At 43.1% G+C, this 19,277-nt stretch carries 19 protein-coding genes; all 19 read left to right on the forward strand.

The annotated features are described in order from the left end of the window. Nucleotides 1-304, forward strand: a 304-nt coding sequence (locus VSQ61_RS09150; RefSeq protein WP_334344139.1) for a hypothetical protein, incomplete at its 5' end; no start/stop codon positions are given. Nucleotides 305-733: 429 nt separating this feature from the next. Then, nucleotides 734-1,408 (forward strand): response regulator transcription factor, encoded by a 675-nt coding sequence (locus VSQ61_RS09155; protein ID WP_334344140.1) that lies wholly within the window; start codon nucleotides 734-736, stop codon nucleotides 1,406-1,408. 14 nt (nucleotides 1,409-1,422) lie between these two features. Next, the gene (locus VSQ61_RS09160) at nucleotides 1,423-2,676 is read left to right on the forward strand and encodes a HAMP domain-containing sensor histidine kinase (RefSeq protein ID WP_334344141.1); all 1,254 of its coding nucleotides are present in this window, start codon (nucleotides 1,423-1,425) and stop codon (nucleotides 2,674-2,676) included. A 215-nt stretch (nucleotides 2,677-2,891) separates the two neighbouring features. Then, entirely contained in the window at nucleotides 2,892-3,620 is a 729-nt protein-coding gene (locus VSQ61_RS09165; protein ID WP_172544367.1) for a DUF3239 domain-containing protein, read from the forward strand. Nucleotides 3,621-3,736: 116 nt separating this feature from the next. Next, complete coding sequence (locus VSQ61_RS09170) at nucleotides 3,737-3,958, forward strand: DUF6756 family protein (RefSeq protein ID WP_334344142.1); 222 nt, start codon at nucleotides 3,737-3,739, stop codon at nucleotides 3,956-3,958. A 635-nt stretch (nucleotides 3,959-4,593) separates the two neighbouring features. After that, nucleotides 4,594-4,836 carry a hypothetical protein gene (locus tag VSQ61_RS09175; RefSeq protein ID WP_334344143.1) on the forward strand — a complete coding sequence of 81 codons (243 nt, stop codon included), beginning with the start codon at nucleotides 4,594-4,596 and terminating at the stop codon, nucleotides 4,834-4,836. A gap of 411 nt (nucleotides 4,837-5,247) precedes the next feature. Beyond that, nucleotides 5,248-6,057 carry a phosphate ABC transporter substrate-binding protein gene (locus VSQ61_RS09180; RefSeq protein ID WP_016230359.1) on the forward strand — a complete coding sequence of 270 codons (810 nt, stop codon included), beginning with the start codon at nucleotides 5,248-5,250 and terminating at the stop codon, nucleotides 6,055-6,057. A gap of 38 nt (nucleotides 6,058-6,095) precedes the next feature. After that, nucleotides 6,096-6,965, forward strand: coding sequence for a phosphate ABC transporter permease subunit PstC (gene pstC, locus VSQ61_RS09185; RefSeq protein WP_004057104.1), 870 nt, complete (start codon nucleotides 6,096-6,098; stop codon nucleotides 6,963-6,965). A 6-nt stretch (nucleotides 6,966-6,971) separates the two neighbouring features. Next, nucleotides 6,972-7,835: a phosphate ABC transporter permease PstA gene (pstA, locus tag VSQ61_RS09190; RefSeq protein ID WP_334344145.1), complete on the forward strand. Its 864-nt coding sequence runs from the start codon at nucleotides 6,972-6,974 to the stop codon at nucleotides 7,833-7,835. Then, complete coding sequence (pstB, locus tag VSQ61_RS09195; RefSeq protein WP_004057100.1) at nucleotides 7,832-8,611, forward strand: phosphate ABC transporter ATP-binding protein PstB; 780 nt, start codon at nucleotides 7,832-7,834, stop codon at nucleotides 8,609-8,611. Before pstA ends, pstB begins: the two co-directional genes overlap by 4 nt. Further along, nucleotides 8,611-9,255: a phosphate signaling complex protein PhoU gene (phoU, locus tag VSQ61_RS09200; protein ID WP_334344146.1), complete on the forward strand. Its 645-nt coding sequence runs from the start codon at nucleotides 8,611-8,613 to the stop codon at nucleotides 9,253-9,255. Before pstB ends, phoU begins: the two co-directional genes overlap by 1 nt. Nucleotides 9,256-9,257: 2 nt before the next feature. Further along, nucleotides 9,258-9,935 (forward strand): winged helix-turn-helix domain-containing protein, encoded by a 678-nt coding sequence (locus VSQ61_RS09205; protein WP_016230362.1) that lies wholly within the window; start codon nucleotides 9,258-9,260, stop codon nucleotides 9,933-9,935. Beyond that, complete coding sequence (locus tag VSQ61_RS09210; protein WP_334344147.1) at nucleotides 9,932-11,611, forward strand: sensor histidine kinase; 1,680 nt, start codon at nucleotides 9,932-9,934, stop codon at nucleotides 11,609-11,611. The genes VSQ61_RS09205 and VSQ61_RS09210 overlap by 4 nt, the downstream gene beginning before the upstream one ends. A gap of 202 nt (nucleotides 11,612-11,813) precedes the next feature. Continuing rightward, complete coding sequence (locus tag VSQ61_RS09215; RefSeq protein WP_334344148.1) at nucleotides 11,814-12,050, forward strand: hypothetical protein; 237 nt, start codon at nucleotides 11,814-11,816, stop codon at nucleotides 12,048-12,050. 500 nt (nucleotides 12,051-12,550) lie between these two features. Further along, nucleotides 12,551-13,657 carry a hypothetical protein gene (locus VSQ61_RS09220; protein WP_172544279.1) on the forward strand — a complete coding sequence of 369 codons (1,107 nt, stop codon included), beginning with the start codon at nucleotides 12,551-12,553 and terminating at the stop codon, nucleotides 13,655-13,657. A gap of 3 nt (nucleotides 13,658-13,660) precedes the next feature. Further along, on the forward strand, nucleotides 13,661-14,926 hold the full coding sequence (locus VSQ61_RS09225; RefSeq protein ID WP_334336128.1) for a hypothetical protein: 1,266 nt from the start codon (nucleotides 13,661-13,663) through the stop codon (nucleotides 14,924-14,926). A gap of 6 nt (nucleotides 14,927-14,932) precedes the next feature. Continuing rightward, complete coding sequence (locus VSQ61_RS09230; protein WP_172544281.1) at nucleotides 14,933-15,796, forward strand: ABC transporter ATP-binding protein; 864 nt, start codon at nucleotides 14,933-14,935, stop codon at nucleotides 15,794-15,796. A gap of 88 nt (nucleotides 15,797-15,884) precedes the next feature. Then, nucleotides 15,885-17,165: an ABC transporter permease gene (locus VSQ61_RS09235; RefSeq protein ID WP_334344149.1), complete on the forward strand. Its 1,281-nt coding sequence runs from the start codon at nucleotides 15,885-15,887 to the stop codon at nucleotides 17,163-17,165. 64 nt (nucleotides 17,166-17,229) lie between these two features. After that, nucleotides 17,230-19,239 (forward strand): DUF5050 domain-containing protein, encoded by a 2,010-nt coding sequence (locus tag VSQ61_RS09240; RefSeq protein WP_334344150.1) that lies wholly within the window; start codon nucleotides 17,230-17,232, stop codon nucleotides 19,237-19,239. The last annotated feature ends 38 nt before the right edge of the window (nucleotides 19,240-19,277 follow it).

Here is a 19,277-nt window from a genome sequence, read left to right on the forward strand (position 1 = left end):
GACTTGCCCAAAAGGTTTCATTTATGGTGGTGTCAAGTGTGCAGGACATGGGAGTTTAGTTGGAAAGCCTGACGAGGATGAGTATCGAAAGGCATTATCAAGTGTAGTGTCATGTGAAGGTTCCACGACAATAAGCGGAAAAGGGGTAATCTCCGCTCCGCTTGTAAGCATGGACGCATCTTTCAAGTCCATTGTAGTGAGCTTGAATCTGATTGATGAAGGCAGGGAACCGCTTGTATTGAGGAGTGACTGGAATCCGGAGGCATCTCATTCAGACAAATATTTTCCAGATTATTTTAGGTGAAAAAGTTGACAGTATTCTTTAAGAGTTTTATAATTTAACCTTGAGTTCAATTATGAGGATGCAGACAGTGGCACGGAGAAAAAAAGAGCCGAAAAGTGTACACCGAAAAAAAAGGAATTTTTAATATCCGGCATAGATAAAGGCGATCTGCGAAACGATCTGAAAATCATGCCTGCTATTTTTGTTTTCTGGGGTATGTTGTCCGGGCTTATTCAGCTTGCAGAAAACAAAGAAGAATATATTAAAAAAGCAATGGGATTATCAAAAGTCCAGTTTTTAGAACATGGTTTTCATATGTTGTATTGTTCTATTGCAGATAGTGGAGAGTGATGAAGTGAGAATATCGAAAAGGAAAACAGTATAGTTGATGAACAGAAAATTGACCACTTTTTGACTTATTTGCAGTATCATATTCTGAGAGAGGTTATTATGGCATACAAAATACTCATTGTTGATGATGAAAAAATGCTGACAGAGTTATTGTCAAGTCACTTACGGAAGTGTGGATATGAGGCTTTTGTAGCGGAAAATGCACAGCAGACAATATCCATGCTGAATGTCTATCCGGATTTGATTCTGCTTGACATCAATATGCCGGAAATAGATGGACTGGAGCTATGTAAAATGATCCGCCAGAATGTCGTCTGCCCCATTTTGTTTCTGACAGCCCGGATTACGGAACAGGACAAAATAAACGGCCTGCAGGCTGGAGGTGATGATTACATAACCAAGCCGTTCAGCCTGAAAGAGTTGACTGCAAGAGTGGCGGCTCACCTGCGGAGGGATGAACGAAGCAAGTGTACGCCTAAAATCGTTTCTTCCCAGGGCTTGATCGTAAATCTTGCGGAACGTACTTGTTTTTATGGGGAAAGGCCGCTGAGCCTGTCAAACCGTGAGTTTGACATTGTGGAGTTTCTGATGTGTAACGTGGGTCAGATATTCGACAGGGAGCGGATCTATGAAGCCGTGTGGGGGCTGAATGCCGAAGGAGACAGCGGAGTCATAAAAGAGCATATCCGAAAGATCAGGAATAAACTGAAGGAAGCTACGGGCAGGGAATATATCGAAACAGTCTGGGGGATGGGGTACAGATGGAAAAAATGAGGAAACCCGGATCAATGAAAAGAGCTTTTATCTGTGCGGTAGCTGCTACAATGTTTCTTGTTTTTGCGGCATCTGTCCTGACGATTTATGGATGCTACCGTATACAAAAAGTGATACTTCCCGATTCTCAGGAAGTCTGGCTGAATATCCGGACGGTCACAGCGGACGGGAGGGTATTAGAGGGAGGGCAGAGGGTTATCCTTGACGAACCTGCCCAGGTGGGTATGCTCGTTCCCACCGGAGTGGATGTAACTTTGGAGAATACGGAATTCATAATAGAGAAAATCGAGTCCGGCTTTGCGGCGCTTCGCCCAAAGCAAAAGTTCGTATACAGAATGGCAGGCATTTCTATGGTGTTGTTTCCTTTTGTCTATTCCATTACAGGTATCATGCTGTGCGCATGGTGGTTTTACAGGAAAGAACTGTCGCCGCCCATTCAGGTTCTTGCCGATGCGACAAAACATATCCGGGAGCAAGACCTTGATTTTACGGTTGATTATAACAGGAATGATGAATTAGGAAGGCTCTGCACCGCTTTTGAAGAAATGCGGCAGGCGCTCTATGATAACAACCGTCAGCTATGGAACATGATCGAGCAGCGCAGAATCCTGCAGGCGTCAGTGGCACATGACCTTAGAAATCCCATTGCGATTGTTGAGGGATATGTGGAATATATGCAGCAATGTCTGGCAGATGGAAATCTGAATGACGAAGAATTACGGCATACACTGTCTAACCTTGCGGTAACGGCAAAACGGCTTGAACATTATACAGATTATATCCGTGACCTGAATGCGATTGAAGAAACGGAAACAAAGTATTCCGTAGTTCAGTTACCGGACTTTTTAAGAAGAGCTACGGAAAGTTTTTCGTTTTTTGCCAAACAGCGTAGCCTGGAGATTGCATACCATTCTGCCATATCCGAATGTCAGGTAAAATTAGACGAGCAGATTTTTTACCGTATTGTCGAGAATATCTTTTCCAATGCCGTTCGATATGCCAAAAGCAAGGTGAATTTCGGGTACTCCCTTACAGATGATATGCTTATGATAACCATATCAGACGATGGCAAAGGCTTTTCAAGGGCAATGCTCCGTAAAAAGAACACTTTTCTTTATTCTGAGGATAAAACGGGAGAGCATATGGGCCTGGGATTGGCTACAAGCCGTGTCCTTAGCCAGAAACACGGCGGAAGTTTAGAACTTTCAAATATTGCTTCTGGTGGAGCTTGTGTAACAATTAAACTTGCAGTCCACAAAATGAATTGATATTTTTATTTATTAAAAGGTTTGGATCAAAAAAGTGATTGACAAAGAGGCAAACGGAGGTTTCTTTTATGTGGGGACTATATCTCGATAGTAAAGCTTTTAAAGATGGACTATTGTGCGGCTGTTTCAAAATGGGAACGAGGTATCGGATTTTTACCGAATATATCTATAAAAAATATCAGCAATCTACAGAAACGTAAGAAACGGAGGAAAAAATGGTCGATTATTCACAATTTGAGGCAAGTGTAAAATCCGGCATCCACGCAGATGTGAGCCGGATACGGCAGAAAGATGAAATAATAAAAGCCGTCGTTAAAAAGCGGAGAAGCTCTGCGATAATCTGCGTATGCTTCCTGTGCATGGCAGGAATTTCTATGTTTAAAAGCTGGGTTCCCGCCGTTATCTGTTTCCTTCTTGCATTGTTTTTCCTATGGCGGGCTGTCGGAAAATTTTCTGACGAATATTTACGGGAAATGTACGAGGAGGGGCTTTTGGTTCCCGGCATGATCGTGAAAACGGAACCCCTTACTATCATGGCAATCGCAAACATGACTGCGCGGGATGGCGCGGCAACCGTAAATGGATGCTGCTGTCTGGAGGTAAAGGAGCTTGACGGGGCGCAAAAAATTCTATTTGAAAAAATCCCCTGCTCCTGTTTTTTCTGCTATGAGGGCGGCGATTACCATTCTTCCTTCCAGCCCCATCCTCTTTATTGGGGAACGGCAGATCAGCAGTCTATTCAAGAAGCGCTAAGACAGGTGGAGGAAGACAACAAAGAAAATGCAAAAGATGAATGGGAAGTGCTCAAGGAGGTTGCGCGGCAGTTCCCTGATTTGGGAAACGGAAACTTGATTTTGTTGGATGAAAATTATGTTCCCTTTGGGAAAAAGAACTACATGGACAGCAACTATAAGCCCCTCAACGAGGAAACTGACCCCAAGTAATATGTTCCATTTAGGGAAACGCTGATGAAAGCGTTTCCCTCGTCGCAAATTCGGGATTGTTTAGGCAGGAACTGAAAGAGATCGGTTGTGTTAGCGAAACGATTGGGTGGGAATGTATGCTCGCAAAAATAAAAGAACAGTTATCTTATGATTGGAATAAAAAGATTTATCTGATTCTTTCTGATGGCTGGGTTTATGAAGGATATATAGATACTATGATCGATGTACTTAATGAAGTTGATGGATTGTTGGAGGATTTTTATATTGTTACTCCGCAATTTGATAAATTTGCAGCATATACGGATGACGGTCAGTGCTTATGTTTTTATGAAAAATAACACGGTTGATATTTCCTCTGCACAAAAAGCGATAATTCGATAATTATAGGCCCACAGATGTTCAGTTTGATAACTTCAAATCCGGCGGTAAATGAAAATACACGGATGATTAGTGACTGACACGTCTTGTTGGTTTGTTATATGCTTGATGAAAGGAAGATGAATATGAAATTGTTAACTTTTGTTATTATCACACTTGCTATATATATGCCATTTCATTTGTTTAAAGAGGCACTTGGGAATTTCCCTAAGTGGATGTATGAACATAAATGGCTTCCGTACCATATGACAAATGGACATTGGATGTCAAATAATATTTTTATTTATTATCCTATGCTTTTGCTTGCCACATTCATATTTGTAATTGGAGAAGAAAATTGCACTTGTTTCGGGAAGTGAATTGTTAGTAAAGTGGGTTTTGCCAAAAACAAGTGGAAGAAAAGCTGGTGTGCAGGTGGTTCTTATAAAATGAATATGGTAAAATTTTATAAGAAACGAGGTAAGGCTATATGGAAAAGAAAATTTATATCACAGAGGAAGAACGGACAAAGTGTCAAAAGGTGGCAGATGCGTTTGCAGAGCTGTATGAGATGTAGAATATCGTAGTGCTTGATGTAGGCAGGTATGGCTTTGTAATGCTAAAATATTATAATCTGCCACATGGTTTTGAAGATGCCATAACTTTTACAGACAGTGTGGAACTATTTGAAGATTTGTGGGAAGAATGGCTGAATACAAAACTGTATTTACTGGCAAAAGGCACACCGTTGCTGGAGAAGGGCTATAAAGGTGTGTTTGAGGGTTTGCCGGAAGAAAAACAGTCGGAACTTATCATGAGGAAAGCTACTTTTGCAAAAGCGGCAGAGATATATCTATAATGTTGTTTTTGTGAGGAAAATGGAACGGTAGTTGGCGAATAATCAAAGGTTAGAAAGGCTCTGTGAGATGCAGAGCTTTTCTTATTTGTGTTTTATGAAAAAATGGAATGAATGAGTGGGATTTCGCCGTAATCGGCATTGTGGAAATGTCGTATAACTGGCTATCTTATGGAGTTGTGGGTAACTCTGTTTGCAGGATGTGGGAAAGCTGCACTTTGCTTTTCCATGTCCTGTGAATAGAGTTATCCATGACGGAATAGTCAGTTATGCACATTTCCATGATGCAGTTTTTATGGCAAGTCTGTTCATTTTACAAAAATTTGACATAAGTTATGTTTTTGATTTTACAAGCAGTATTTATGATAAAAAGCGTAGAAGAAAATATCACAAAGAAAAAAGGAGAAAATTATTATGAAAAAAATTGTTACTTTTGTTGCCACTTTATCACTTGCACTCGTAGCTATGACCGGATGCGGGAAGGCGGACAGCAAAACAGTATCTACGGATGGCTCAACCTCTATGGAAAAAGTAATCGGTGCTTTGGGCGAAGCTTTTGAGGAAAACAATTCCGGTGTAACCTTTACATATAACCCTACCGGTTCCGGCTCCGGAATTACAGCTGTGGCAGAAGGACGCTGCGATATTGGTCTTTCCAGCCGTAACTTAAAGGAAGAAGAAAAAGCGCAGGGATTGACTGAAACGGTGCTTGCGCTTGACGGGATTGCTGTCATTGTAAATCCGGATAATCCGGTAAATGACCTTGACCTTGAAACGATTAGCAGGATTTATAGAGGGGAAATAACAAACTGGCAGGATATAGGCGGCAATGATCTGGAAATTGTCCTGATTGGACGTGAAGCCGGGAGTGGTACAAGAGATGGCTTTGAATCCATTACGGACACGGAGGATGCCTGCAAATACCGTCAGGAGCTTACATCTACCGGGGATGTGATTACAACGGTGGCAGGCAATCCGGCGGCAATCGGATATGCTTCCCTTGCATCTGTAAAGGATACGGTAAAAACCCTTTCTGTCGGCGGTATTGTACCTGCGGAGGAAACGGTAAAAGATGGTAGCTATGTGGTGCAGCGTCCGTTTGTGTTAGTGACAAAGAGCGGCGCAGAGCTTTCGGCAACTGCACAGAAATTCTTTGATTATATTACTTCATCTGAAGCAGGTGAGATTATCTCATCTGCGGGTGCAGTACCAGTAAATAAATAATCCGGCGGATTATGAAAGGTTTTGGAAGGTGAAGTCAAATGAACAAAAAACAGTTCATGGAGAATGCCATACATGGCATATTCCTGATACTTGGTCTGATTACAGTTGGCTGTGTACTCCTGATTACTGTTTACCTTGTCATATCAGGGATTCCGGCTATCCGAAAAATAGGAGTTTTGAATTTCCTTTTCGGGAAGAAATGGGCTTCTACAGCAGCACAGCCGCAATATGGGATTTTTCCGTTTATCCTTACCAGTATTTATGGTACGGCTGGCGCAATCGTACTTGGAGTGCCAATTGGCTTTATGACAGCAGTTTATCTTGCTAAGATTGCGCCGTTAAAAATAAAAACCGTTATTGAAACAGCGGTAAGTTTATTGGCTGGCATTCCGTCGGTAGTTTATGGGCTTGTGGGAATGATGGTGCTTGTGCCAGGGATACGGATTGTTTTCCATATCCCCGATGGAGCCAGCCTGTTTGCTGCTATCATTGTACTTGCAATTATGATATTACCCTCAATCATTAAAGTGTCGCTTACGGCATTAGAAGCTGTTCCAAAGGAATATGAGGATGCTTCCCTTGCGCTTGGTTCGACACCGATTGAAACATACTTCCGTGTATCCGTTCCGGCGGCAAAAAGCGGCATTGCGGCGGCTGTTGTGTTAGGCGTTGGCAGGGCTATCGGCGAGGCTATGGCTATTATGATGGTGGCGGGGAACGCCCCAAATATGCCGAAAATTTTTCAGAGCGTCCGTTTCCTTACAACCGCTGTGGCAAGTGAAATGTCTTATGCGGCTGACGGAAGTTTACAGAAACAGGCATTATTTTCGATTGCGTTGGTTTTATTCCTCTTTATCATGCTGATAAATGCCGTATTAAATTTCTTTTTGAAACAAAGCAAGGAGTAAATATAGATGGAAAAACAATCAATTTCCCTTAGAAGGAAAACATATATTACAGCCATGCGTGTGTTGATGGGGATTTCCGTATGCATTACTTGTGCATTGGTATTATTTTTGATTGGTTATGTATTGTGGAAAGGGCTGCCGAATGTATCTTGGGAGCTGCTTACTACGAAACCGAGTTATCTGTCTGACCGGATCGGGATACTGCCGGATATTCTTAACACAGTCTATATTGTAGCGGCAACTTTGGTATTTGCTCTCCCGCTTGGAGTTGGTGCGGCGATTTATCTTACAGAATATGCCAAAAATAAGAAACTGGTAGAAATGATTGAGTATGCAGCCGAAACCTTATCAGGGATTCCGTCTATTATTTATGGACTTGTAGGTATGCTGTTTTTCTGTCAGTTTTTTGGTATGAAAACTTCCCTCTTAGCGGGGGCATTTACTTTGGTAATCATGAATCTGCCTACGATTATGCGCACAACGCAGGAAAGCCTGAAAACAGTACCGCAAAGTTACCGTGAAGGTGCTTTTGGGCTGGGAGCTGGAAAGTGGCGTGTGATTTATACCGTTGTGCTTCCAGGTTGTATTGATGGAGTCATAACAGGCTGTATATTGTCAGTGGGGCGAATTTTGGGAGAATCAGCGGCACTTCTTTTTACGGCTGGTTTTGCCCATGCCCTGAACGGGATTCTTGAAGGGCTTGGCAGTGCAGGGGCAACATTGACGGTCGCATTATATGTCTATGCAAAAGAAAACGGGGAATTTGGTATAGCCTTTGCAATTGCCGCTATCCTGATGATTTTGACCATGTTCATCAATCTGTCGGCTACACTGGCGAGCAGATATTTCCAAAAAAGGAGAAATGTATGAATAATATAATGAATCATGACAAAAATCCTGCCATGGTGGTAAAAGACCTGTGCCTGTGGTATAGCAGTACACAGGCTTTGAAAGATGTAAATATTGAGATTGAAGGACAGAGCATTACGGCACTGATTGGCCCCTCCGGGTGTGGGAAGTCTACTTTCCTTAAATCGTTAAACCGAATGAATGACCTTATCGCTGGTGTACGGATTACAGGAGAAGTGTATTATAGGGGCGATAATATTTTTGATGCAGATGTCGATGTCAATGAGCTTCGCCGCAGTATTGGCATGGTTTTTCAAAAGCCGAATCCTTTTCCTATGAGCATCTACGACAATATTGCTTACGGGCCGAGGACACACGGAGTGAAAAATAAGGCAAAATTGGACGATATAATAGAACGCTCTCTGCGTGGGGCGGCAATCTGGGATGAAGTAAAGGACAGGCTGAAAAAATCGGCATTAGGACTGTCAGGCGGTCAGCAGCAGCGGCTCTGCATTGCCCGTGCATTAGCGGTAGAGCCGGATGTGCTTCTGATGGATGAGCCTACAAGCGCACTTGACCCTATTTCCACATCTAAAATAGAGGAACTTGCAATGGAACTTAAAGAAAAGTATACTATTATCATCGTAACGCACAATATGCAACAGGCTGTGCGGATTTCCGATAATACGGCTTTCTTTCTCCTTGGCAATTTAATTGAGTATGGAAATACGGAAAAGATGTTTGAGCAACCAAAGGACAAGCGGACGGAGGATTATATTACGGGGAGGTTTGGATAATGAGAAGTCGTTTTGATGAACAGCTTGCTATGCTGAATAAAGAGCTTACCCAAATGGGGGCAATGTGTGAGGAAGCGATTGCCGCTGCTTCAAAAGCATTAACTATGGGCGACATAAAGCTGGCAGACAAGGTTTTATCCCTTGATGGAGAGATTAACCGGATGGAGCGCACAATCGAAACACTGTGTTTGAAACTGCTGTTACAGCAACAGCCGGTAGCAAGGGATTTACGGCAAATATCTGCAGCCCTTAAAATGATTACTGATATGGGGCGTATTGGAACACAGGCGGCGGATATTGCGGAAATTATCACGTTTCTTGACGGAAGGACTGGAGGGGAATGTGAACAGATCCGGTTTATGGCAGATGCGGCGAGCCAGATGGTTACAGAAAGCATTGACGCTTTTGTAAAACAGGATGTAGTATTGGCTGGTGCGGCGATTGACCGTGATGATGTGGTTGACGATTTGTTTTTACAGGTCAAGTCATCTCTGATTAAGCTGATAGCAGAAAAACCGACAGACGGAGGATATGCGCTGGATTTACTGATGATTGCCAAATATTTTGAGCGTATCGGGGATCATGCGGTAAATATTGCAGAGTGGGTGGCTTTTTCCGTGACAGGAGAACATAAAGGAGCATGATTATGAAAGTATGGTGTGTGGAAGATGATGACAGTATCCGGGATATTGAGGTATATACGCTTAATTCCACTGATTTTGAAGCAAAAGGATTTTTGGATGCAATAGCCTTTCGTGACGCTTTATCTATGGAAAAGCCGGATTTGATAATTCTTGATATTATGCTGCCCGGAGAGGATGGCGTGGAACTGCTGAAATTTTTAAAAGACAGCCCTGACACTTGCAGGATTCCCGTCATCATGGCAACTGCAAAAGGCATGGAGTATGATAAAATCCAGAGCCTTGATTTAGGTGCGGATGATTATCTTGTAAAGCCTTTTGGGATGATGGAGATGGTTTCCCGTGTGAAAGCGGTACTCCGCCGGTGCAATCCTACAGAGGTAGAACATCTTTTGAAAGCCGGGGGGCTTGTTGTCAATCTGGACGAACATACAGTTTCCATTGATAATGAAAGAATACAGCTTACCTTAAAAGAATTTGAACTTCTCCGGCTGTTCCTTTCCCGTCCGGGCATCGCATTTTCCCGTGACCAGCTTTTTAATGACATATGGGGAGCTGATTATGTCAGTGAAACGAGAACGGTTGATATGCATATCCGTACTCTGCGTGTAAAACTGGGGGATTATGGGAAAATGATTGAAACAGTGCGTGGTGTTGGTTATAGGTTAGAGGTGCAGGCATGACAAAGAAAATTTTTAAATCAATTATGGTTGTAGCGGGGGCTGTCCTGATTGCAAGCCTTGTTATCATCATGGGATGTCTTTACAGTTATTTCAGTAATGTTCAGGGAAAACAGTTGGAGGATGAACTGTCTTTAGCTGCCATAGCCGTTGAAAAGGATGGACGGAACTATCTGGAGGAATTACAGTCAAGGGAGTACCGTCTGACATGGGTTGCTGAAAATGGAGATGTTATATATGATACACAGTCTGACGGGGAAAGTATGGAAAACCATGCGGACAGGGAAGAAATTCAAGAAGCCCTGCGGAATAAAGAGGGAAAAAGCTCACGTTATTCCACGACTCTTTTAGAAAAAACACTTTACTGTGCAAGGCGGCTTAATGATGGTTCAGTATTAAGGATTTCTGTCAGCAGCGTTACGATATGGGTGCTTGTTTTGGGGATGATACAGCCGATTTTAATTGTAGTTGTTGTAACACTCATTTTATCAGGAGTATTAGCAAGCCGTATTTCTAAACATATCATGGAGCCGTTAAACAGACTTGATTTAGAAAAACCGCTGGAAAACGATACTTATGAGGAGCTGGCTCCCCTATTAAACCGTATCAATAAACAGCATAAGCAGATTGATATGCAGTTGTCGGAACTCCAAAGGAAAAATGATGAATTTGCACAGATTACATATGGCATGACGGAAGGGCTTGTCCTTTTGAATGAGAAAAATATAATTCTGAACATTAATCCTGCTGCGCTGAAGCTGTTTCATACGAAACGTTCCAGCATAGGTAAAGATTTTCTGACAGTAGAGAGAAGCCATAATGTGAGCCACGCCATACAGGACGCATTTTCAAGTGGACACAGCGAAATCCGCATAGAACGTGAGGGAAAAGAGTATCAGATCCATGTCAACCGCATTGAATCTAACGGTATTGTAATTGGGGCGGTTGTTCTTGCCTTTGATATAACAGAAGCAGCTTTCGCAGAAAGGAACAGACGGGAGTTTACTGCCAACGTATCACATGAATTGAAAACTCCGCTGCAATCCATAATGGGGAGTGCGGAGTTAATGGAGAACGGTCTTGTAAAATCGGAGGATATGACACGTTTTGTAGGGCATATCCGCACAGAGGCAGGGCGGCTTGTAACATTAATTGATGATATTATCCGTTTATCCCAATTAGACGAGGGATGCGATATGCCGTTTGAAAATGTTGATTTATGTGAGATCGCATCTGAGGTGATGGCAGGACTGGCAGATATAGCAGCGGCAAAAGATATTGAAGTGGCTTTAACAGGAAAAAAGGTTTATATTAAAAGTGTCCGGCGGCTCTTAACAGAAATTGTTTTTAACCTCTGTGATAATGCTATCAAGTATAATAAGAACGGCGGTACGGTAGAAGTAGCTATAAGCAGTCAGGAAAATAGTGCCTCGATTACGGTGAAGGATTCGGGAATCGGCATACCGCCGGAACATCAGGCAAGAATCTTTGAACGATTTTACCGTGTAGACAAGAGCCGCTCTAAGGAATCAGGTGGAACGGGATTAGGACTATCTATTGTAAAACATGCTGTACAATACTTGAATGGCAAGATTGAACTGCAAAGCAGCCTGGGGCAAGGAACGGTTATACAGATTATTTTTCAGCAAGATAAAAGTGATGTGGTGCAGTTTTCCTAAAAAACCTGTATTTTACATAAATTATACAAAACATAACTTTTATATTTTACAAAGCATTCATAAAATTATCTTTATAAATATTCAAAGCAAACGCTGACGGTAATTTTATGAAAAATATATAGCGCATGAGCTTAAGAATGGCGGTTTTATTTGAATGTAAAACTGCCATTCTTTTTTATAGACTATCAGTAAGGGAAAAGATATGATTAGAAAAAAGCAAAAACTGTATACACACCAAAGACAAAAAATAAAGAATAATTGCACACATAAAGGTGTACCGCAAGGAAGAAATAAACTTCACTGCGGTACACCTTTTTTAATGGTGCGAAATTTGTCTGATTTTGGCTTTTATTACAGTTTATCTGTTGCGTATTTGTGTGCAAAATCTGGCTGGAACAATTTTGATTCTGGAGGGGGATTCCGTTTGGGTTCTTTTTGAGTTCAGAATTATTTTCTGTACCTCAACTTATTTTGGGCATATTGATAGGCGGAGTATTGTTCGGAGCGCCAATAGGGTTTTGCGTGGTTATATATAATTTTTTCAAAAGATTTGATTAAAAACAAATTCCTGTTTGTCTGCCAGAATAACTGAGTCCAGAGCCAACAGACTTGTGAGAAATTACAGTTTGTTGGCTCTCTTTATGTAAAGAACTAAGCTGTTTCTCCGTAAACTTTTTTCTATTACTTGACCACATTTTGACTTTTGGTTTTTATAATGGTATTTAGATAATAGAATCCGAATCTAAAACAAGTAGTCCAGCTAAGAAATGTCAAGTGTTTTGAAAAAATAAATTTTGCTGGACAGTAAAGCCGCAAAGGCGCACGAGAGGAACTTTTATGAGAGTCCTTTCGAATAAAAGTTTTTCTCATTACCGGTGTGTCGAAGCGGCTTTACCCTTTAGTGCTGTCGCGCAGCGACTTAGAATAGGAGGATAGACGATGCGAAAGCGATTCTTATCATTAGCTATGATTCTTGTTTTGCCCTTTTGTGTGGCGGCCTGCGGAAATTATACTTTATCGGACAGCGAAAGCTGTCCGACCGCCCGTAAGGGCATGAATTCGGGGGGACCCGAAGGGTATAACATTGCGGACGAGAATGCCCCGCCGCAAACTATAGAAGAAGACCCATTCGCCGGGGCGCAGGAGGACGGAGATTTAGGGTTTCTCAGTCATGGGGAAGCGGATCCTGCCAGAGCCGATGACCAGAGTGTTTTGCCTTATGAGTATCATGGCGGAGAATTTGTCCTGGACTATCAGTTTGTGTCAGAAGGAAAATTGGACAGCATTGGCTTCCTGCTTTTTTTGGACGGAAAGCCGCAAGCCTACAAGGTGAACGACACAGGAGCGGAATATGAGTATCTCCACTGCTTCCGGACATCAGAAAAGCACGAAGAGAAATTTTCCTTTGTGTTCACACCGGACACAGGGAAAAAAGGCGATACCCTGAATATGACGGTCGTGAGTGTCACCAGGCCCGATTTCCAGCCTGATATGAAAGAAACCTCAAGCTATGGCTGGTATCATCAGAGTTTCGAAAGAGTGCTGAAACTGCATTTTAATGAGGATGCTCCGGAAAATGACAGCATCAATGGAGAAAGTATAACTGCTTTTCGTGATGTCAGCATTTCAGAGGAAAAAGTCACTTCCTCTTTTATTGAGAATGAGCTTGTGAGAGCAGGATGGAATGGCGTTACGATGGATACCCTGGATAACAGTGTCTATTGGACGCTTGTCTATGACGGCGAGGTGGTGTATGACAATATCAACCTTACCGGGAAAGATACGCTTACCGTGCGCTACACCCTTTGTGGAACGCCAGGCGCAAGATATGGCATATCATTTTTCTTAAACCATAAGCCCATATCTTTTGAGGGAGCGGTTTCCCGTGATGTCACATTAAGCAAAGGAAATGTGTGGATTATTGAAGCAACCATAGATACCGCTAAGCTGGATGGTTTCAATACTTTTTATGCGACAGCCGTCGCAGCGGACGGAAATTCAGTTACAAGTAAAACCAGTTCAATTTTATTATACAAGGAGGACTAAAAAATGAAAACAAAATGGATGTGTATGATACTTATGCTTGCTTTGGCGCTTCCTCTGTCGGCCTGCGGGGATAGACAGGAGAATGGGAACAGCTCTGAAAATGGAGCCATAAACATGGAGCCGCAATCCGTAGAAGATGATTCATCGGAAAATACCGGAAATGAAAGCAGCGAAATGAACGTGATTGATCAACAGGATAACGGTACGGATAAAAATATGATGGCGGTCGGCGGGGTCAAGGATTCCGCTTTTTCAGGAAAGGTCAGAGGCTGCTATTATGCCGATGGAAGCCGGATTATCGTTGCGGCGGATCAGCTTTATCTTTACGATACGGGGAAAAGCGAAACAATCGCAAGTGCGGATATTTCCATGGGAGACTTATGCGTACAGACCTTTACAGACGGCTACTTTGTTGTGGGCCAGGGAAAGGCTGGCGGCGGAGACAGCAACGGTTCATTTGCTGCATCAGACAGCGACGGAATCAATGGATACATACTGAATAAGGACTTTGCTATTCAGGATACCATTTCCTTTAGCGGATTATTAAGTGACGATTTTATCCCGCAGATCACAGGGATAGCTATTTCACAGGACGGAAAACAGGTTGCTTTCGGCGGACTTCAGGGGCTTTACCTTTATGATGTTTCTTCCCGGAAGGTTCGTACCATTCTGAACTATTCCGAAGAAGGCACGGCAGGTAATATGCAGATTGCAGCCATGGACAGCCTTACCTTTACGGGGGACAACACTTTAGTCTATGTAGGCATGGCTGCAGATACCTCCATTGGCGGGGATGGGGTCAGTGTTTATGGTACAGTATCCACAGACAGCGCAAAGCTCACGATTACCAAAAAGGGGGATTACAAGGTAGATACGGAAGAAGTGCAAAAGGGCGGAAACCTGCTTATTATGCCCCAGAGCTTTGACGAAAATAATGGAACCCTGCTGATGCTTGATACCATATCCAATACGGAAAATACGATGTCGTTCTCAAGCCGCAGTGAGGGAAAAGACGGTGTTTACTGCTCCGGGCAGGGAAAATATGTGGCTGCTGCTATTTTGGAGGAAAGCAGTGTTACAATCAACATTTATGATACGGCATCGGGAAAACGTATCCATACGAAAACCGTTCAGGACAGCAACAGTACCTATTTCCTGCGTGTTCCACAGATTTTGATTTTGGATGAATCCGGCACCTGTATCGTTGTGCTTGGACGGGGTATTGACGAGGTAAGCACCTTGATAACAACCTTTGGCTTTGCGGGGTGATTCCCTATGAAAATATCATTACGAAATGTTTCAAAGCAGTATAAGGGCAAGTATGCCCTGAAGGATTTCACTACGGAACTTACGGAGGGTGTCTATGGGCTTTTGGGCGCTAACGGTGCGGGAAAGACGACACTGATCAATATACTTGTGGGTATTTTGGGAAGCGATGGCGGAACGGTTTTGATTGACGGACAGGATGCAGGAACTTTGGGTAAGGACTTCCTGTCAAAAATCGGATATATGCCGCAATATCCTGTCTTCTACCGGGATTTTACTGTAATGGATTTTCTGCTGTATATGTGCGCACTGAAAGGAATCCCTGACGAACAGGGGAAAAAACGGGCTTTGGAGCTTCTTAGCATTGTCAATCTTTCAGATGCGAAAGAGAAAAAGATTGGCGCTCTTTCCGGCGGTATGCGGCAGAGGGTCGGCATTGTCCAGGCGATGCTGGGCGATCCTGAAATTCTTATTTTGGATGAGCCGACAGCAGGGCTTGATCCCAGTGAACGTATCCGTTTCCGCAACCTGATCTCAAAATTCGCACAGGGACGAACAGTTTTGCTGGCCACCCATATCGTTTCCGATGTGGAGTGTATCGCAAAGGAGATTATGATCTTAAAGGAAGGCTCCTTAATAACCCAGGGAACTACCGACACATTAGAACAGAATATCTATGGGAAAGTGTGGGAGGTGACAGTAAACGGGGAAGACGCCGCCAGACTTGGAAGCGAATATTATGTCAGCAATATGAAACAGCAGGGGGAACGCTTTTTGGTAAGAATCGTAAGCGATATGCTGCCTGCTTCAGACGCAGTAAAGGTTTCCCCTAATCTGGAAGATGTATTTCTGTATTACTTCCGCGGGCAATGAGCCAGGCGGACATGCTTGCATGTCCATTTGGCGAATGCCGCGAGAGTCGCAAGACCCTCCGCGGGCAATGAGTTAAGGGAGAGATCATATGACACGCTTAATCAAATATGAATTTTACAAATTATTCTGCAAGCGGTCAATACTTGTTGTATTCCTATTGTTCAGTGTAATAAACCTGTTCAAAATAAACAGCGAATTCCACTCGTATTCCTACCTGGCGGACGGAAATGACAGCCGCAGTTGGAACAGCGTGTATTGGCAGCTTTATGAGGATTACAGAGGGGAGATCACTGCTGAAAAAATCAATCATCTTCTTTCCATATATCAGCCGTTAGCAGACGCTACGGCTGATATGACAGCAAGCACAGCCAAAGACAATCCGGATATGATGACGGGGAATATATACAGTGACCGGAATATCTTGGAAAAATACTATGTGGAGCCTATGGAATATTTCTATCATTATCGGACTTATGCCCTTCAAGTGGCAGAGAGGGCAAAGGAAAATGCCGCTGTTTACAAAGAACGGGGGCAGACTGTAGAAGTACGTAAAAACAGTGTGATCTATCACCTTTATTCAGGGCGGAGCATAAAAGACTTTGCCTATGAGGAGATGTATAACTATTATCTGAACTATGATTTTTCGGTCATATTGGTTTTATTTCTTTGTCTGTACGGGGTTGTCAGTACCTTTGTCTGCGAAAAGGAAACACAGATGGATATGCTGCTGCTGACAAATCCGGGCGGCGGTAAAAAGACCACATTTGCTAAAATTACTGCGGCTTCTTTGTTTGTAATCAGTGTGGCCATATGGTTTTCTGTTGTGGATTATATTGGCTTTGTGTATTTCTTCGGAACGGCGGAAGGAGGAAATCTTCCGCTGTATGCTGTCAGCAATTTCAGCACGGCTGCGGTAAACTGTAATTTATGGCAATATGCGATTCTGTCCGCAGTGACAAAGGCAGTGGGCGTATGGACGATGAGCATGGTGTTTCTATTGATTTCCTTGTTTGGGCACAGTGTCCTTGTTCCGTTTGTCGCTGATTTCGGAGCAGCCCTGTGTTTTATTATTACAGGTGCGTCGCAGAGCTGTTTCAGTAATACCTGGCTCAAGATTATAAACCCATATTCGCTACTTGCTAACCGCATACTATTTGGCAAGACCGAGTTTATTGATTTTGCAGGATATCCGATACAGAGCTTCCAGGCAGCAATTATTTTTGCCATATCCGCAGGGGTGGTTTCCATAACGGCAATGATGATGCTTTCTAAAAGGAACTCTTATATTTTCTGCTGGATGGTAAAGTCGCAAAGGCGCACGAGAGGAACTTTCATGAGTGCCCTTTCGAATGAAAGTTCCTCTCATTAAATATGCGCCGAAGTGACTTTACCCTTTAGTGCTGTCGCGCAGCGACTTTAAATAGGAGGATAAAATGTCTGGATTTATGTACGAAGTAAAAAAGATTATGCTCTGGCAAAGGGGGCTGTTCTATATTGCCCTTGTCCTGCTTTTTGGCACGGTCTGGCTTGCCTTGTCCGACAACCCTGTAGACATAGCGATGGAGCAGTATAAAAATGAATATGACTGGTATCTGGAAAAGGTAAACGGATACTGCACCGAGGAATCTTCCCTTTATCTGGAGCAGGAGGCGGAGCGGATTGCAAAAGCGAAGGAGAGGCAGAACAGCCTTTTGGAGAACTACTATGACGGGAAGATCAGTGAAAGTGAATATAAAAAAGAGAGCCGGGAAATAGAGAAGGTTCTGGAGCGTCAAAATGGATTTGAGGTTATCTATCAGCAATATCTCTATATCTGCGAAAATGCGGGGAACCGCTGTTTTCTCCGGACAAACGGATGGATGGGGCTTCTTGGCAAAGGTACGCTTAATTTCATTCTCTTCCTTGGCATTTTGCTGATTGTTACGCCTGTTTTCTGTTCTGAGTACAGCTGCCAGATGGACACCCTGATCCTGACTGCAAGGGAGGGGCGAAAAAGCGCTCTGTATAAGCTGCTCATTATTACCACGGCCGTTCTTTTCCTGTCGCTTTGCATTTCGCTTATTGAATACGGATTTTACAGGTTCAAATACGGACTGCCGGATGGGGATTATCCGATTCAGAGTATTCGTTACTTTGCAGACAGCAGCAAGGATATGTCGCTGCTGGAGGGATATGTATCAATAGGGCTGCTCCGGATGTTTGGCGGTGTGTTTCTTGCGATACTCCTGATGTTTATTTCCGTTTTAGCAAAAAAATATGCGGTCACCCTGCTGACTGGTGCGGTGTCCGTGATGATTCCCTATATAGGCTTATCAAAAACCGGCATTTACCGTCTGCCTCTGCCGCTGCCGTTTCTGCTTGGAACAGATTTTTTCGCAGGGGATATTGTTATGAGCGATGCCCTGACGGGTGATGAGAAAATTGTTTTTGCGGAGGTTGGTACGGTTACGCTGTTGACCTTGCTCTTTGTATCCGTGCTTTTGTGTACTTTGGCCGTTGTCTGGATTTTACGGCGCAATTCTAACAGATGGCTGATGAAATCAGAGCAAAAGAAGCGTGGGGCGGCTTTCGTTGTCATGTTTGGCCTGGCATTGGCAGTGACGGGATGTTCAGGCCGTGGAAAAACGGGAAGCGTTGTCTATAATTCATCGGCAGGGTATGACTGTATGGGATATGAAATCATACAAGATGCAGGGGATTTTGATTATTCTCTCAAAAATACTTCCACGGGGGAAACATATCCTTTAGCACGTTCTCCTATGTTTGGGGTATTTTCTGATGAAGAAGAAATATGTGCGTTTTATGTGTGTCCGCCATATCTGTATTACACTACATCGGTTATGGAAAGCTATGTCAACCGGGTGGGAAACTATAACAGCAATATAACGAAAGTGTCGGTTGTAGAGCTGAATCTGAATACCTTTGAGGAAAAAACAATCTTTGAGCAGATGACGAATTCCGGGCGTTCTCTTTTGGGCATTGACTATGAAACGGGGGATAAATGGAAGTTCCTGGATTTTCACCACGCTTTTTTCCTGAATGACGATAACCTGTTTTTCATTGGCAATGACGGCATAACAAAAGTAAACCGGTATACCGGAAAAACTGTAAAGCTCGACATTCCTGTAAACGGAAATATTTCATTCGATGGGGAAAGCATCTTTTACAAAAATGAACAGGGGGTTTTAACAAGATATGACGTTTCCGGTAATGAAACTTACACTTATGAAAATATAGCTGCATATGATTTCTGCATGGATGAGCAGTCAATCTATTATGTTTCCAGGACGGACGGAGGAGACTTGTATTCCTGCGGCAAGGACGGGAATAACAAGGAATTGATCAGTCATATACCTGCAATGTCTGTTACCTGTGATACGGAAAATATTTATGTGTTATCAAAAGAAAGTGGTGAGGAAATCGCTTTACCAAAAAGCCATTGATTCCCGCGGGGGTGTTGACTTATTCCAGATTGAGGAAC

This window comes from Candidatus Merdisoma sp. JLR.KK006, from assembly GCF_036941035.1.
In the GTDB taxonomy this organism is placed as follows: Bacteria; Bacillota; Clostridia; order Lachnospirales; family Lachnospiraceae; genus Laedolimicola.